At 55.0% G+C, this 15690-nt stretch carries 15 protein-coding genes; 1 reads left to right on the plus strand and 14 read right to left on the minus strand.

The window, feature by feature from the left end; translation table 11 throughout:
* The first annotated feature begins 131 nt into the window (after positions 1–131).
* Positions 132–611 carry a hypothetical protein gene (locus WBY09_RS02405; RefSeq protein WP_197146243.1) on the plus strand — a complete coding sequence of 160 codons (480 nt, stop codon included), beginning with the start codon at positions 132–134 and terminating at the stop codon, positions 609–611.
* A 257-nt stretch (positions 612–868) separates the two neighbouring features.
* Here the strand turns inward: WBY09_RS02405 and WBY09_RS02410 are convergent, their stop codons facing one another.
* The 14 genes from WBY09_RS02410 to iadA form a co-directional block, all read right to left on the minus strand.
* Positions 869–1762, minus strand: coding sequence for an SDR family oxidoreductase (locus WBY09_RS02410; RefSeq protein WP_197146242.1), 894 nt, complete (start codon positions 1760–1762; stop codon positions 869–871).
* 22 nt (positions 1763–1784) lie between these two features.
* Positions 1785–2591 carry an enoyl-CoA hydratase/isomerase family protein gene (locus WBY09_RS02415; protein ID WP_197146241.1) on the minus strand — a complete coding sequence of 269 codons (807 nt, stop codon included), beginning with the start codon at positions 2589–2591 and terminating at the stop codon, positions 1785–1787.
* A 62-nt stretch (positions 2592–2653) separates the two neighbouring features.
* A complete protein-coding gene (locus tag WBY09_RS02420; protein WP_197146240.1) occupies positions 2654–3184 on the minus strand; it encodes an acyl-CoA thioesterase in 531 nt (176 codons plus the stop codon).
* Between the two features lie 55 nt (positions 3185–3239).
* Positions 3240–5024, minus strand: coding sequence for an acyl-CoA dehydrogenase C-terminal domain-containing protein (locus WBY09_RS02425; protein ID WP_286792716.1), 1785 nt, complete (start codon positions 5022–5024; stop codon positions 3240–3242).
* Positions 5025–5046: 22 nt separating this feature from the next.
* Positions 5047–7371 (minus strand): 3-hydroxyacyl-CoA dehydrogenase/enoyl-CoA hydratase family protein, encoded by a 2325-nt coding sequence (locus WBY09_RS02430; RefSeq protein ID WP_197146238.1) that lies wholly within the window; start codon positions 7369–7371, stop codon positions 5047–5049.
* Positions 7371–8507 (minus strand): thiolase family protein, encoded by a 1137-nt coding sequence (locus WBY09_RS02435; RefSeq protein ID WP_197146237.1) that lies wholly within the window; start codon positions 8505–8507, stop codon positions 7371–7373. Before WBY09_RS02435 ends, WBY09_RS02430 begins: the two co-directional genes overlap by 1 nt.
* A 45-nt stretch (positions 8508–8552) precedes the next feature.
* Positions 8553–8957, minus strand: coding sequence for a MerR family transcriptional regulator (locus WBY09_RS02440; RefSeq protein WP_063086508.1), 405 nt, complete (start codon positions 8955–8957; stop codon positions 8553–8555).
* 104 nt (positions 8958–9061) lie between these two features.
* Positions 9062–10753: a long-chain-fatty-acid--CoA ligase gene (locus WBY09_RS02445; RefSeq protein WP_064780456.1), complete on the minus strand. Its 1692-nt coding sequence runs from the start codon at positions 10751–10753 to the stop codon at positions 9062–9064.
* A 96-nt stretch (positions 10754–10849) separates the two neighbouring features.
* A complete protein-coding gene (locus WBY09_RS02450) occupies positions 10850–12160 on the minus strand; it encodes an OmpP1/FadL family transporter (RefSeq protein ID WP_063086512.1) in 1311 nt (436 codons plus the stop codon).
* A 54-nt stretch (positions 12161–12214) separates the two neighbouring features.
* Complete coding sequence (locus tag WBY09_RS02455) at positions 12215–12883, minus strand: DUF6134 family protein (protein ID WP_197146236.1); 669 nt, start codon at positions 12881–12883, stop codon at positions 12215–12217.
* 33 nt (positions 12884–12916) lie between these two features.
* Positions 12917–13213 (minus strand): SCP2 sterol-binding domain-containing protein, encoded by a 297-nt coding sequence (locus WBY09_RS02460; protein ID WP_063086516.1) that lies wholly within the window; start codon positions 13211–13213, stop codon positions 12917–12919.
* Between the two features lie 234 nt (positions 13214–13447).
* Complete coding sequence (locus tag WBY09_RS02465; protein WP_197146235.1) at positions 13448–14035, minus strand: RT0821/Lpp0805 family surface protein; 588 nt, start codon at positions 14033–14035, stop codon at positions 13448–13450.
* Positions 14032–14265, minus strand: coding sequence for a hypothetical protein (locus WBY09_RS02470; RefSeq protein ID WP_008888617.1), 234 nt, complete (start codon positions 14263–14265; stop codon positions 14032–14034). The genes WBY09_RS02465 and WBY09_RS02470 overlap by 4 nt, the downstream gene beginning before the upstream one ends.
* A 202-nt stretch (positions 14266–14467) precedes the next feature.
* Entirely contained in the window at positions 14468–15637 is a 1170-nt protein-coding gene (iadA, locus tag WBY09_RS02475) for a beta-aspartyl-peptidase (RefSeq protein ID WP_197146234.1), read from the minus strand.
* Positions 15638–15690 lie beyond the last annotated feature (53 nt).

A 15690-nucleotide genomic window follows, 5' to 3' on the forward strand; every position in this document is an offset into this window, starting at 1 on the left:
GTTTTCAAAAGATTCTCGACGCCACAAAAACGCCCAGATTCGAGCAAATTATCCCGCGTTTTTTCAGCGATATTCATCCTTAACGAAGCGTTAAGTCCCGCTGATTGTTCACCGCCCGGAGGGCCAGACGAATGACTGACATGACCATTGCATCAAAGGGTTTCACCTACGCCGCGTTTGAATCGGCTGCGATGACGCGTTTGATCGAAGATACGGCACGTGCGTGGTTGCGTTCATTCGGTGTCAACTCTCCGCAGGCCAGTCAGCGTATGATCAACGCCCTTCGCGATGCGCTGGCCGAAGACAGCATTGCAGCCAGTGATCGGGCCAGCATGCAGGATATCCTTGATCAGGCTGCCCATGATGCAATCGCCGACTGGCTTGCACAGGTGACGGGGGAGCATAACTGTCATGGATCAAGCCGTTTTTCGATGCTGCGTTGTGCGTTTCTGTCAGCCAACCGTGACGGCATCTGGTCGGAGCATTTCCTCGATGCCAAACGCGATCACCGCGACCTTGGCATGGCACTTTCGGTACAGATGATGTTGCCAACACCAGGTCTTGTTGCTTGTGAAATGCCGCGTCAGTCACTGGAACGCCGCGCTTCCTGAAGCTTACTTATAACTACTCCTTCGCTTCACGCTTTTTCATCATATCCCTCAACGTCTAGCGTTTAATGCGAAGGCGGCACCGCCATTCTCCCCGTGGCGGTGCCTTTATGTGCGTATGTCACAAAAAAGAACCCGCCACAAAGGGCGGGTTTAGTTCAGCGGGCGAGAGAGCCCGATTTCCAGTGCAGATCATCCACAGCCGTAAAATCAGGCCCCTACGAGACGCCGAGGCACACACTTCCCCGGCGCCATAACGGTCAGGCTGCTTTGTGAAAGCGGCCCAGTTTCGTAAGAAGTTTTGCAACCTGCGGGTCGTTCTTGCCGTTGCGATCAAGCTCCAGGAAGAAGTCCGGATAGGGCGGCTTGCCCGGGGTCAGGTTGTATTGTTCGAAATCGGTGACACCGATGGCCTCAAGCACACTTTCATCGGTAAAGAAGCCCCCGGTAATTTCGCGCGATGGTGCTGTCAGGATGGCATGCGCCGCATCGGCCAGAATTTGCGGTGTGCGTGCACGGCCCTGCTCCAGACCGGGGATCATGTTGAGCGCGGCAGTTTCAATCACCGTGACCGGCCAAAGCGAATTGACGGCCACCCCTTCATCGGCAAACTCGGCGGCCAGACCAAGCGTGATCAGGCTCATGCCGTATTTTGAAATCGTATAGGCCGTATGATTGGCAAACCACTGCGGCGACAGGTTGGGCGGTGGTGACATGGTCAGGATATGTGGGTTGTCCGACTTCAGAAGATGCGGCAGGCAGGCCTGTGCACAGGCAAAGCTCGCACGCGTATTGACCTGATGCATCAGGTCAAACCGCTTCATCGGTGTTTGCAACGTTGGGGTCAGATTGATTGCGCTGGCATTGTTGATCAGGATGTCGATCCCGCCAAAGGTTTTGACGGTCTTTGCGACAGCCTCGGCAATCTGGTCTTCGTCGCGGATATCAGTCTTAAGGGCCAGTGCCTTGCCACCAACTTCCTCGATCTCGGCGGCGGCACTATGGATGGTGCCGGGCAGCTTCGGGTGTGGTTCATCGGTTTTGGCAATGATCGCAACATTGGCCCCATCGCGCGCTGCACGCAGGGCAATTTCCTTTCCGATGCCGCGCGATGCGCCGGTGATGAACAGTGTTTTGCCTTTAAGACTCGTCATCAAATTCTTCCCTGAATTCTTTTTATGATTTGCCAAAACGCGGCGTGCGTTTTTCCACAAAAGCAGTAACGCCCTCGCGGAAATCGGCACTTACGGTGCAATCAGCGAATGATTTGGCCTCGGCCTTCAGTTGTGTTTGCAGATCGGCCTCTGGGGCGGCATTCAGCAACGCCTTGGTACGGGCGATCGCATCGCGGGGCCCGTTTGACAAACGGGTGGCGTATTTCGCGGTTGCAGATGCCAGCAGATCTGCCGGGACGACCTTGTTGATCAGGCCGCAATCATGGGCTTCATCGGCCCCGAACCGATCGCCAAGCAGGGCGATTTCCTTGGCCTTTTTCATGCCGACCAACCGAGTCAAAGAATGCGTCGCCCCGCCATCGGGCGAAGTGCCGATATGGATATAGGCCAGGGTGAAAACGGTTTCCTCAGCCGCAATGGCAAGGTCGCAGGCATTCATCAGACTAATGCCAAATCCGGCAACCGCGCCTTCAAGTTTGGCGATGACCGGGCGGGGCAGAGCGTTGATGCGCAAAACAATTTCGTGAACCCGATCAATCAATGCTTCGATTGAGGAGCGGGCGTCTTCGACCGGGCCTTTTGATACCTGATGGAAGAATTTTACATCGCCACCGGCCATGAAAGTACCGCCCGATCCTTCGATGATGACGGCTCCGATATCGGGAAGGTTGGCTTCGATCTTGTCCATGGCAGCTGCCAAGCCACTGACCATCGCCTGATCAAGGGCGTTCATGCGATCCGGGCGGTTCAGCGTAATCGTTGCGACCGCATCAGTGATGTTGAGCAATACGGCGTCATCGGATGCCATGATGTTTCCTCCTGCGCGGTGTTTTTCCGCAATTCTCCCGGTTTTCCGGTTGTTCGTGTGTGTTAAATCGCCAGTCGCGCTTCAATCGCGGTTTCCATATCGGGCCACCCAGAAAGCCAGTCGGGCATGGATGGCGACGTCTCATCTGCGCCGACCATCCGACAGACTTCCTCAGGCGCAACAATGCCATCCGGGCCGACGAAAACCGCCTTTACCACGCCAAGGGCCAGCGTCTTTCCTTTGGCCACAAAGCGTTGCTCAAGATAGAAGCCCTTTTCATCCCAATACAAAGCCTGCGTTTCGAGTGCGAATTTCTGAAACGGTTTGATCGCGCGTTTGAACCGCATGGTCGATCCGGACACCACCGGCTGCCATTTGCGTTTCAGCATCTGCTTGGCAATGCCATTGCGCATGATCAGTTCGGTTCGGCCCAGATCCATCAGCGCGAAATAGCGTGAATTGGTCATGTGCACATTGATATCAATATCCAGCGGCCATGCCCGGAAATGCAGGGTCGATGGATCAAGCGGGTGCAGGCGGGGCCGCAACAAGGACAGGATCACCACACGGATCAGTCGGAAAATCAGGTTCACGACAAGGCTCCGTATCCGGGTGACAGGTCTTTATGCATGCGGCCCACAGCCATGATCAGAACAGCTCCTCGTCAAGCGCCATCATGGTCGAAGACCCCGACATGATCTGGCTGAACAGGGCACCTGATTGCGGAAGAACACGTTCCATATAGAACTTGGCCGTGATCAGCTTGCCCTTGTAGAAACCGTCTTCGTCATCACCCTGTTTGGCGAGTGCGATTTCCGCCATCCGGGCCCACATGAAGCCGACGGCAACCAGACCAAACAGATGCAGGAATTCGGTGGCGGCGGCCCCGGCTTCATCGGGGTTTTTCATGCCCCGCTGAGCAAGTTCGCCGGTCGCCTGTTGCAGGCGCATGAAGGCCTTCGCCAGCGGCTGAACAAACTCACCAAGCTCGCCGTTCGAGACATTGGCATCGATATATTCCTTCACAGGATGGAAGAAACGACGCAGGTAACGACCGGCTTTGCTCGGCATTTTGCGCCCGACAAGGTCAAGCGCCTGAATGCCGTTGGTGCCTTCGTAAATCTGGGCAATACGGGCATCACGAACATACTGCTCCATGCCCCATTCGCGGATATAGCCATGCCCGCCAAAGACCTGAACACCAAGGTTGGTGTTATCAAAGCCCCAGTCAGTGAACAGCGCCTTGACGATCGGGGTCATCAGTTGAACGAACTCGTCGGCCTCTTCGCGTTTGACCGGATCTTCGTGGTGTTTGGCGGTATCAAGTGCGCGTGCCACCCACATGCCCATCGCCCGGCAGCCTTCGTTGGTCGCCTTGGCAGTCAGTAACATGCGGCGCACATCGGGATGCACGATGATGGAATCGGCGGGTTGGTTGGGGGATTTCGCACCGGTCAGGGCGCGGCCCTGCAGGCGATCCTTGGCATAGGCCCGCGCACCCTGATAGGCCGCTTCGCCAAGGCCAAGACCCTGAATGCCAACCGAAAGGCGTTCCTGGTTCATCATGGTGAACATGGCGGGCATGCCCTGATGGGGTTCACCCACCAGATAACCGACCGCGCCATCAAAGTTCATGACACAGGTCGATGATGCCTTGATGCCCATCTTGTGTTCGATGGAACCGCATTTGACCGCGTTGCGATCCGCAAGTGATCCGTCATCACTGACCATGAATTTTGGCACAAGGAACAGTGAAATGCCCTTGGTGCCGCTTGGGGCGTCAGGCAGTTTGGCCAGAACCAGGTGGATGATGTTTTCCGTCAGGTCATGTTCCCCGGCCGAGATAAAGATCTTGGTACCGGAAATCGCATAGGACCCGTCGTCAAGGGGTTCGGCCTTGGTCTTGATGATGCCAAGATCGGTACCGCAATGCGGTTCGGTCAGGCACATGGTCCCTGACCAGGTGCCTTCGACCATCTTGGGCAGGAATTTGTCCTTGAGTTCGTCCGATGCGTGGCTGTGAAGGGCGGCATAGGCGCCAAAGGACAGGCCCGGATACATGCCAAAGGAAAGGTTGGTCGAACAAATCATTTCCTCGACCAGGGCATTGATGGATTTCGGCGCGCCCTGACCGCCATATTTCGGGTCACAGGCAATCCCGGTCCAGCCACCTTCGGCAAAGGTCTGGTAGGCTTCCTTGAAACCTTTGGGGGTTGTGACAACCCCGTCATCCCAAGCGCAGCCTTCCTCGTCGCCCGACCGGTTGATCGGGAACAGGACTTCTTCGCAGACTTTGGCAGCTTCTTCGAGAACCGCATCGACCACATCGGGGGTAAAATCCTCGCAACCGGGCATCTGATTGATATCGTTGAAATCAAACAGCTCGGTCAGGACGAAGCGCATGTCGCGCAGGGGTGCTTTATATTCAGCCATTTTACTTTTCCTCCCGGACCGGTCAGTTGCGCAGCGGCTTGCCGGTCAGCAGCATATGCTCAACCCGGGCCATGGTGCCTTCATTGCGGACCAGACGCATGAAGCCTTCGCGTTCCAGTTCAAGAATATCGTCTTCGGAAAGTTCCTCGGTCACGTCGGTATCGCCACCGGCCAGAACCTTTGCCAATTCACCGGCGACCACGCGGTCATAATCTGTGGCCTTGCCAAGGCGATGGAAACCATCGACCGCCATTTCAAAGGCAACCCGGGCCGCTTCGCCCGGCAGTCGATAGGTAAATTCTTCGGGTGCTTCGTAACCATCGACCATCGAAAGCGCGCGTTCCTTGGCATCGGCCAGCAAACGGTTGCGGTTCATGGTGATGCCGTCAGTTTCGCGGAAGAACAGGTTTTCCTTGGCCTCCATCGCCGATTTGGCGACGGTCGCGACCGAGATGATCTCAAACGCCTTGGCACTTGGGGCCATCGGGCCTTTGACAAACTTCGGATTTTCCGCCCAGCGACGGATCATTTCCTTACATCCGCCCCAGGCCGGAATCAGACCCACACCGGGTTCAACCAGCCCGATATAGGTTTCCCCGTGCGCCTGAACCGCATCACAATGCAGCAGAACTTCACAGCCGCCACCAAGGGCAAGGCCACTTGGGGCACCGACGACCGGGAACGGCGAGTATTTAAGCGCCTTGTAGGTTTCCTGACCGGTTTCAACGAGGTTTTCGATCTCGGACCATGCCGCGATATTGGCGGCAAACAGCGCCAGTCCAAGGTTTGCCCCGGCTGAGAAGTTGCTTGCTTCGTTATAGATGACCATCGCCTTGAACTGCTTTTTGACAGTCCGGATGGATGTCTTGATCGCACCAAGCACATCGGCATCAAGCGCATTCATCTTGGTATGGAATTCAAGGCAGGCAACGCCATCACCGATATCCCAAAGCGATGCGGCGCGGTTGCCGGCAATCCGTTCGGATATGCGTTTGATATCTTCAAGCAGGATGACGCCATCCGGGCGGGTGACCTTGGCATATTCGCCATCAAAGCCAAGGTAATAAAGATCACCGTCTTCGACCTTGTAGAACGACTTGCCTGCGGCCTTTTTCAGCAATGCCGGGACTTCAACGCCGTCTTCTTCGAGCATCGAAATCAGGACATCGACGCCAATGGCATCAATCAGCTCAAACGGCCCGGTTTTCCAAGCATAACCCAGCTTCATCGCATCATCGACATCGACAATGGAATTCGAAGCCGCCTCGGCAATAAAGGCCGCATAGGCCAGTGTCTTGCCCATGACAGCGCGGCCATATTGGCCACCCTTGTCAGACGCTTCCATCATCTTGCGCGGATCTTTGCCTGCGGCCCGGACACTGCCCAAACGGGCCTTTTCGGATTTGGCAAATTTACCAGTTTGCAGATCCACCGATTCCTTAACTTTCTGGCCGCCATCACGGTTCAGGCGATAGAAACCACCCTTGCCCTTGCGTCCGGTATAGCCATCGGCAATCAGTTTGCTGACCAGATCGCTTTCGCGGTAGATCGCGTGGAACGGATCGGATTTGTCCAGAAGACCAGCCATGCTTGATTGCACATGGGGCATCAGATCAAGACCCACCAGATCCATCAGGCCAAATACCCCCGTTTTGGGAATACCGAACGGCCGGCCAATGACGCTGTCGGCTTCTTCGACAGTCAGTTTGCGGTCCATGGCCTCAACCATGGCGGCCTGAATCCAGTAGACACCCAGACGGTTGGCGATAAAGCCCGGTTCGTCATGACAGGTGACACAGGTCTTGCCCAGTTTGCGATCAGCAAAATCGGCAACCCCATCAATCACACCATCGCGGGTAACACCCGATCCAACCAGCTCCAGCAGGCGCATATAGCGTGGCGGGTTGAAGAAGTGGGTAATGATGAAGTCCTGTGCGAAGCTTTCGTCCATCCCGTCAATCAGGGTGGCGAGCGGAATGGTCGATGTGTTTGATGACACCACCGATCCCTTGGCACGGACCGCATCAATCTTGCGATACAGATCCTGCTTGATATCAAGGCGTTCAATAACGGCCTCGATCACCCAGTCACATTTGGCGATTTTATCAAGGTCATCCTCGATATTGCCACACGTGATCAACTTGGCGACCCGTTTGGACATGAACGGTGCCGGGTCGGTTTTCAGCATCTTGGCAACCGCACCCTCGGCAACCGAATTACGGTTTTTCGCACCTTCGGGCACAATATCAAGCAGCAGGACGGGTGTCCCGGAGTTGGCGATATGGGCCGCGATCGCAGCCCCCATAACACCGGCGCCAATAACGGCGACCTGTTTAATGGTGGTCATTACATCGCCTCCAGAATGGTCGCGATCCCCTGACCCCCGCCAATGCACTGGGATGCTAGCGCATATTTGCCGCCATCACGTTTGAGGATGCTTGCGGCCTTGCCAACGATACGCGCACCTGTCGCGCCAAGCGGGTGACCAATCGCCAACGCGCCACCATCGATATTGACCTTGGTACCATCCAGACCCAGATCGGAAATGCTTGCCATGGCCTGGGACGAGAAGGCCTCGTTAAGTTCGGTGACATCAATATCGGCCGAGGTCAGGCCTGCCCGCGAAAGCGCCTTTTTCGAAGCGCCAATCGGGCCAATGCCCATGATTTCCGGGAGACAGCCATCAACTGCAACCGACTTGATACGTGCAATCGGTGTCAGGCCGTTTTTGGCGGCATAGTCTTCGGAACAGACCAGAACAGCCGACGCACCATCGGTCAGCGGGGAAGAGGTCCCCGCAGTAACAACACCGTCTGCCTTGAAGGCGGGTTTGAGGTCGGCCAGGCCTTCGGCAGTTGTTTCTGCGCGGATGCAGCCATCTTCGGAAACAACACCATCCTTGGTCTGGATCGGAATGATTTCATCGGTGAACTTGCCAGCGGCTTGTGCGCTTGCGGCGCGTTTGTGGCTTTCAACTGCAAAGGCTTCCTGATCGGCACGGGTCAGGCTGTATTTGGCAGCAACATTTTCGGCCGTATCGCCCATGCCCATATAGGCTTCGGGCATGACTTTATAAAGTTCTGGGTTGGGCAGGGGGTTAAAGCCCATCATCGGAACCCGGGTCATGCTTTCGACGCCGGCACAGATAAAGACATCACCAGCCCCGATCGCAATTGCACCAGCCGCCTGATGGATCGACTGCATCGAAGAACCGCAGAAACGGTTGACCGTCACGCCACCAACAGAACGCGGCAGACCGGCGATAAAGGTGATCAGGCGGGCAACGTTCAAGCCCTGTTCGCCTTCCGGGAAGGCACAACCAAGGATCAGGTCCTCGATCGCGTTGGGATCAATGCCGGTCTTTTCGACCAGACCTTTGACGACCTGTGCCGCAAGGTCGTCAGCGCGGACCTTTGCGAGAGCCCCTTTGCGGGCCGGGGTAAAGGGCGACCGGACATATCCGGCAATTACGGCGTTGGTCATGGCTATGTCTTCCTTCCTGAGCTGTCCTCTGATCCGGGCAACTTGTTACGATACCGGATCGAGTCCCTTTTCTTTAAGTGCATCAACTGATTGCTGTTCGATATCACGCAGTTCATCCAAAGTGACGTCCAGTGCCTGACGCTGTTCTTCCAGGTCAGTAATCCGTTCCCGAACGCGTTCCAGCAGCATTTTGATCTGCTCTGCCTGGGTTGGGTCTGCGCCGTAAAGATCAAGGTAGTCCGCGATCTCTCTTAAGCTGAAGCCCAGTCGCTTGCCCCGTAAAATGAGGAGCAGTTTGGCGCGATCTTGTCGGGTATAGACCCGGGTGGTGCCGGCACGCTGCGGGTTCAAAAGCCCCTTTTGCTCGTAAAACCGGATGGTGCGCGGCGTGATGCCAAGATCGTCGGCCAGTTCGGGAACGGTATAAAACCGTTCGTCAATTTTTGTCATTGTTCGCCCCTTATGGTATCTATTTTTCAGTATACGTCAATTAGTTTACGTTAACGTCACTTAAGTTTTTTCAGTGTGTGTATGGTGACGCCAACGCATTGTAACTAAACCGTATTTCCTTCTCTCTTTTGTCGTTCTTCTTCGACCAGCTCCTTTTTCGACAGCTTGCCGACCATGGTTTTGGGAAGTTCTTCGCGAATTTCGATTTCGCGCGGCATTTCGATTCTTGAAATCTTGTCATCAAGAAATGCCCGCAGATCTTCGGCGGTCACATCGGTGACACCGTCTTTCAGGCGAACAAACGCCTTTGGCGCCTGACCACGATATTGATCGGGGATCCCGATGCAGGTGACCTCGGCAACCTTGTCATGCAGATAAAGTGCCTCTTCGATGGCACGCGGATAAACGTTGTAACCACTGCACAGGATGACATCCTTAAGACGATCAACCAGGAAGGTGTAGCCATCCTCATCCTGATAACCGACATCACCGGTCCGCAACCAACCATCGACAAATGTCTCGTTGGTGGCCGTTTCGTTTTGCCAGTAGCAAGGCATGACTTGCGGGCCACGAATACAGACCTCACCCTTTTCGCCAAGCGCTACGACCGTATCCGGCCGATCAAGAGACCTGATTTCGATCTTGGTTCCGGGCAACGGCCGCCCGATCGAGCCTTCCTTGTTCTCACCCTTAAGCGGGTTGCAAGTACAGACCGGGCTGGCCTCTGACAGGCCATATCCCTCAACCACCTTGGAGCCGGTAATCTCTTCGAACCGGTGTTTGACTTCAACCGGCAGCGGCGCACCGCCCGAAATGCAGCAACGGATGTGTGACAGGTCGTATTTGAGTGTTTCCGGCGAATTGTTGATCGCCGTATAGATCGTCGGAACACCCGGGAAGATGGTGGCCTTTTTCTTGTCCAGCGCCTTGATCAGGGAACCTAACTCAAAGCGGGGCTGCAACACCATTTCCGCACCAAGGTTGACCGATGTGTTGAGCGCCACGGTCATCGCAAAAACATGGAAGAATGGCAAAACGCACAGGGTCACTTCGTGGCCCGGTTTGGCGTCTGGCATCCAGCGGGTTAGCTGATCAACGTTTGCACTCAGATTGGCATGGGTCAGCATCGCACCCTTCGGGCGCCCGGTCGTGCCGCCGGTATATTGCAGAACCGCCAGATCGTTCACGTCGATATCCAGCACGCGATCAATCGGTTTGCATCCGATGACGCGGGAATAGGGGATGTGACGCAGATCTGTTGGCACATCGGCCAGTTCGCTGCGCTTGAACAGCGAAAACAGAACGCTTTTAACCGGCGGCAAGATGCCGCTCATTTCGCAGACCACGATCCGCTTGAGGCAGGTTTCATCAAGGCATGCCGCGACCTTTGGATAGATCTGTTTGAGGTTCAGCGTCACCATCAGGCGACAGCCTGAATCTTCGATCTGATAGGCGATCTCGCGCTTGGCATAGAGCGGATTGAAATTCACAACCACACCGCCACATTTCAGGATCGCGTAATAGCAAACCACGTAATAGGGCGTATTGGGCAGGCACAGCCCGACCTTGTCACCCTTGCGCACGCCAAGCTGTTTGAAGCCTTCGGCAGCACGGTCGATTTGCTCGGAAATTGTCTTGTAATCATAGACCCTACCGAGGAAATCCAGACACGGGCGCAACGGAAACCGTGCCGCCGCTTTGTCGAAAATCTCATGGACCGGGCAGGTTCTTACCGGCGAGCTGATATCAACGCCATCGCGCAGGATCGGGGATTCTTGGACGTTTACTTTGTTCACTTGCGTTAACTCCATTACGTTAACGTCACTTTGCGGGCAAAAAAAGGGAGCCCGATGCGGTGCGCCATAGCACCTCGCATCGGACAGTATAGCAAATCAGAACTTGAAATTCGCCTGCAACGCGATGATGTCGACTTTGGCTTCGTAGTCGGCAGCATAATTACCAACGAGCGAAGACGCGTGATCTACGCGTGCTTCATCAGCAAAGATATGAGTATAACCCAGTGTCACATCAGCCCAATCAGCAGCCTTGTATGTTGCGCCAAATGAGACCCAGTATCGATCTGAATCCGGCAAGCGCACATTGCGGTTACGGGTTTGGATCGGGGTCTCATCATAGGCCACGCCACCGGTAAACGACCATTTTTCGTCATACTGGTAACGTGCACCGAGGGCACCAAACCACGACGTTCCCCACTGATAATTTTCAGTTGTACTACCAGTGGCAGTCGAGGCGGAGTTAATCAGGCCGCTGTAGTTAAAGACTAGATCGCCAACTGAGTTCCAGTTGGTCCATTGCACGTCACCCATGACAGTCCACTTATCAGACAGGTCGTGAGAAATACCGAAAGCAATAGACTCCGGCGTGGTGATCTTGGCATTTGCATCTCGGTCCGTGTAGGGCGTGGCCAAGTTTTTTGCGGCATTGTCGAAGGTGATATCGCCTTTGAGTTTATGTTCAACCTCGGAGATATAAGAAAGACCAACACGGGTGGTTTTCGTGACTTCCCAGTTCATCCCGGCTGTCCAGCCGTAGCCGATGTCGTCGCCTTCAATCGTAGAGTTACCCTCTGCAACGGCGCCACCAAGCGACGGAACGGCTTTACTAAGGGCGGCCTCGAATCTTTGAACCTGCGGTCCCGCACCAATGCTCAGCCCATTGTCGAAACGATAGGCAACAACTGGTTTGATATTTACTGTCTTGATTTTTGATGTCGTACCAAAAAAGCGTCCGGCGAAATCTGAATCGTTGTCGGTCACGAGACCCCAAGGTGCCGTAATCGAAACACCGAGATTGATCTGATCGTTTAGCTTCCAGACAGCATGTGCGTTTGGTACCGCAGCATCCTGTGCCATATCCTTGTAGCCACCGCCGGTTTGTGCGATCACCGTTCGTGCGCCATTGGTTGCAACGGTGTTGGTCGCTTTCGCCACCGGGCGAATGACCGTAATACCTGCGCTATAGCTGGTTTCTTTGTACTGCCCAACTGTGCCTGGGTTGTAGGACATCGTCGATGCGTCGGTTGACAGTGTGGTCATGCCGGCAAAGCTTGAACCCTGAAGGGTGCCGCTGGTTTCACGGACTTGAAAACCGGACGCTTGCGCGGTGCCAACACTAGCGAGTGCGCATAGAAGTGCAGTACCCGAAGCTGCACCCCAAAGGCAGCTCTTCTTGAAGTAGGACATCTGTTTCTCCCTAATCTTTAAACGTTTCAAATCTTTGATTTAAAACGCCCGCTTTTATTGCTGAGGGTTTATCGCATCGACCCTGATAAAATCGATGTCGTAACCCTTCCTTTTAAAACTCGTTTTAAGCAGTTTTCCGTCGGTGCCGTACCAGAGGTGCCGTTCGACATCGCCAGACATTTCGTAATGGACTGCCGGCGTTTCCCGGCTTTCGACCATGACGCTTTCTTCGCCAACCCATTGCGTGTGCACAGTGTAGGGTTCGGCATTGATGACGCTAAAGAGATCGGTTTTACCCGTGACATCCTCATGCCACAGGGTCAGCGGCCAGGCCGCATCACAGGCGTCGCGTTTCCCGACACCTTTGCCCGCCAGCGCATAACAATCTTCGTCATAGCTGGCCTGCCAGGTGTAGTGTGTGCCGTCATCATTGGTGGTGGTTTCGACCGAGACCAGCTTTCCGTCCTGCCATTGTTCGGTGCGCTGATGGTCGTAATGGAACTTCAAAAACAAAACCCGCACATCGGTCAGGGTTTTGACCGTGACGGTTTGACCGGTTGCTGTTGGTGTAATTTCGACGGTTTCATAACCGATCGGCTCCCCGTCCTTGAGGACGCGAAAATTGAGCATTTCCGATCCGGATGCCAGCGACGCGGTGGCATATTGAATCGTAAAGCCGGCAATCAGGGCCGATATGCTGCCTTTTGCGATGCGATTACGCATGTTTCCCTCGTCAAACAGACCATACCAACAAAGCTAGTCGAGCATTGATGACAGCTTTGCTGCCACACCCATTGAGCCCTTGATCTTCAGTTTGCCCATGGTAAAGGCAAGCATCGGGTCAAGCTTTCCGGCGATCAGCTTTTCGAGGTTGGCTTTCTTGATCTTGAGAATGCAATCGGCATCGGACAGATCATCATCACTGATTTCCGGCTCATCGCCGGTAGCATCAATCACGATGTGTCCATCATCGCCACAGTCGAAGGCGACGACAGCATTCAGACCGCGCAGTTGCGGCAGTTTTTCTTTTACGGTTTCGAGGATGTCATCCACGAAGGCCTCCCTCAGTCAGCAGGTATTTTGTTTTGATTATGACAGGACTGTAACCCAAAGTGACGTTAACGTAAAACAAATAACGGATGCGAGAGTATAGCCACCTATAAGACATTGAATTGAAATAATTTAAGATGCGCTGCGTATCAGATAACGCACAAAAAAAGCCCGGCAGTGCCGGGCCTTTTGCGGGGCATGGCCCCAGATTGAAATATGCTTGGCGCGTTTTGGTTCTCAGGACACGATCTGCCAGGAACCATCAGCCTGGCGGCATGCCGTACCGTATGTTTTCCGCAGTTCTCCACCAATACGGGCTGTTGCGCTATATTCGCGGCAATAGCGTCCGTCGGCGTTCTGCCAACTGTTGGTCGGAACAACATTATAGCTGCGGCCCGAATCGGGGTTCTGCCACCGGACGGCCTGCCCATCAGGGGCGCGCTGCAAGGCATAGCCGGTACAAGCCAGATCACCCTGATCAAGGCTCTGGCCAATCGAGTAGCCACTGAGCATGCCAAGAATGGCACCACCAATCATGGCCGCATCCCGGCCTCTTCCCTTGCCGATGGTTGAACCAAGAACCGCGCCTGTGCCACCACCAATGATGGCGCCAACCACATCACGGTTACAGCGCAGGAAACCACCGTCGGAGACAAAAAGCTCGTTACCGTGGCGGCTATAATTGCGTTTGTGCCCTTTGTGCTGCTTGGCACGATAGCCATGGGCAGGTGCCCATGACGGCGGGTCGGCCTTAACCGGCGCAGGTGCCGCGAAAGGCAGGGTTAGGCCAAATGCAGCGACCAGAAGAATGATCCGTTTCATCATTTCCGGGCCTTCTCATTCTCGTGCATGATATAGCCCGCACCGGTACCCACCGCGCCGCCAATTACCGCGCCACAGGTAACACAGCCACCGGTGATCACGGTGCCAACAGCACCCACACCGGCACCAATCGCGCCGCCACTCAGCATTTTTTGGTCTCGGTCATTCAATCCGCTACAAGCCGAAAGCCCCAATGCGCTTGCAACGGCCAAAATCATGGCTGTCTGTCGCATCTCTCGTGTCCTTTCCAAGGTTTTTGGGCACAGGTCATTCGTGGACCTGTGTCTGATCGCAAAGCTTGCCGGGGAAATAGGCACGAGGTTTGGCTGTATTGGGGGCTCTTTGGGGCAGATATGACGATAAAAAGGCACCAAATCCGCAAATTATTGGTTTCTGGTGCCTTTTTACCTGCCGCATTCCGGTCCAAAGACCAGATTAATCTTCGAAAGTGCCGCGGAGCAGTCGTTCCTTGCCAATCATGGCCGGTTTTCCGCGGGCAATGACGCTATCGGGGGTTAAAGCATCATCGAAAACCAGGATATCGGCATCATAACCGACTTTGAGCTGCCCTTTGCGTGCCACAAGGCCCAGCATGCGTGCCGGATTGATCGTAATCGGGGCCAAGGCGGTCGGGATATCAAGCTTTTCAACTTCGACCAGATCGGCAAATTCGCGCGGTACGGTCTCAAAGCCAGCCACTGAAAGCCCGATCATATTGCCATCAGTATCAAAATCCGGCAGTGACCCGTTGCCATCCGATGTCATTGAAATGCGGTCTAGCGGAACGCCATCGGCCAGGCATTCGGCAATGCTGGTCGATGTTTTGGTGGCCTCCTTGGGATCGGGTTCGGCATCAATCCCGGTGGTGAAATCGATATTGCCGCCACGCTTTGCCCAGAGCTTGGCCGCATCAAGCAAGGCGCGCTTGCGGTTGACGTGGGTCGGGATGAACTGGCCGATCGGGATTTCGGTCTGCTCGATCACAGCAATCAGGGGATCAAAGTGCCCGTCACCATCGCCCAGATGCACGACAACCGATCCGGCCTTGCCCGATGTCATGCCGCCAATGCGCGATTGGGATGCGATGCGGGCCAGCTCCTCAACCGTGCTTTGGCTGCTGCGGTGATCTGAAATCGCCGTTTTCAAACCGATACAGGCATCCAGAAACGTCACGTCATCCCCGATGTTGCCGGTCAGGGTTGGTGACGGTACGCGATAACCACCTGTGAAGAACCATGCAGAGATACCTTCGGTTCGAAGCGCCTTGGTCTTGGCATACAGCGATGCGATGTGCCGTGTTGCGGCGTCTGTGCCCAACAATCCACAAACGGATGTAATGCCAGCTTCGATCAGTTTGCCGACCGCAACTTCTGGCGTACGCGTGGCAAATCCGCCTTCGCCACCGCCCCCGATCAGATGGACATGTCCGTCGATAAAGCCTGGTACGGTCATCTTGCCGCCAAGGTCGATGGTCTTGATTTCGGCCGGAACAGAAACCACCAGATCCGGGGCAATGGCGACGATTTTCTCGTCACAGATCAGGATATCATTGATGCCAAGCGGCGTCGGGGCGAAGACGTTGGCATTCTTGAGCAACAGAAACATGTTTTAAAACCGTATTTTACGAAATGCTGTGTTCAGGTGGCGGGTTGGCGCGG

This window comes from Thalassospira sp. CH_XMU1458, assembly GCF_037027205.1.
In the GTDB taxonomy this organism is placed as follows: Bacteria; Pseudomonadota; Alphaproteobacteria; order Rhodospirillales; family Thalassospiraceae; genus Thalassospira; species Thalassospira tepidiphila.

What these genes read in the sequence shown, in the direction of transcription:
- WBY09_RS02405 (WP_197146243.1), top strand. Translation starts at nt 132, where the DNA reads ATGACTGACATGACCATTGCATCAAAGGGTTTCACCTACGCCGCGTTT.
- WBY09_RS02410 (WP_197146242.1), bottom strand. Translation starts at nt 1,762, where the DNA reads ATGACGAGTCTTAAAGGCAAAACACTGTTCATCACCGGCGCATCGCGC.
- WBY09_RS02415 (WP_197146241.1), bottom strand. Translation starts at nt 2,591, where the DNA reads ATGGCATCCGATGACGCCGTATTGCTCAACATCACTGATGCGGTCGCA.
- WBY09_RS02425 (WP_286792716.1), bottom strand. Translation starts at nt 5,024, where the DNA reads ATGGCTGAATATAAAGCACCCCTGCGCGACATGCGCTTCGTCCTGACC.
- WBY09_RS02430 (WP_197146238.1), bottom strand. Translation starts at nt 7,371, where the DNA reads ATGACCACCATTAAACAGGTCGCCGTTATTGGCGCCGGTGTTATGGGG.
- WBY09_RS02435 (WP_197146237.1), bottom strand. Translation starts at nt 8,507, where the DNA reads ATGACCAACGCCGTAATTGCCGGATATGTCCGGTCGCCCTTTACCCCG.
- WBY09_RS02440 (WP_063086508.1), bottom strand. Translation starts at nt 8,957, where the DNA reads ATGACAAAAATTGACGAACGGTTTTATACCGTTCCCGAACTGGCCGAC.
- WBY09_RS02450 (WP_063086512.1), bottom strand. Translation starts at nt 12,160, where the DNA reads ATGTCCTACTTCAAGAAGAGCTGCCTTTGGGGTGCAGCTTCGGGTACT.
- WBY09_RS02455 (WP_197146236.1), bottom strand. Translation starts at nt 12,883, where the DNA reads ATGCGTAATCGCATCGCAAAAGGCAGCATATCGGCCCTGATTGCCGGC.
- WBY09_RS02465 (WP_197146235.1), bottom strand. Translation starts at nt 14,035, where the DNA reads ATGATGAAACGGATCATTCTTCTGGTCGCTGCATTTGGCCTAACCCTG.
- WBY09_RS02470 (WP_008888617.1), bottom strand. Translation starts at nt 14,265, where the DNA reads ATGCGACAGACAGCCATGATTTTGGCCGTTGCAAGCGCATTGGGGCTT.
- iadA (WP_197146234.1), bottom strand. Translation starts at nt 15,637, where the DNA reads ATGTTTCTGTTGCTCAAGAATGCCAACGTCTTCGCCCCGACGCCGCTT.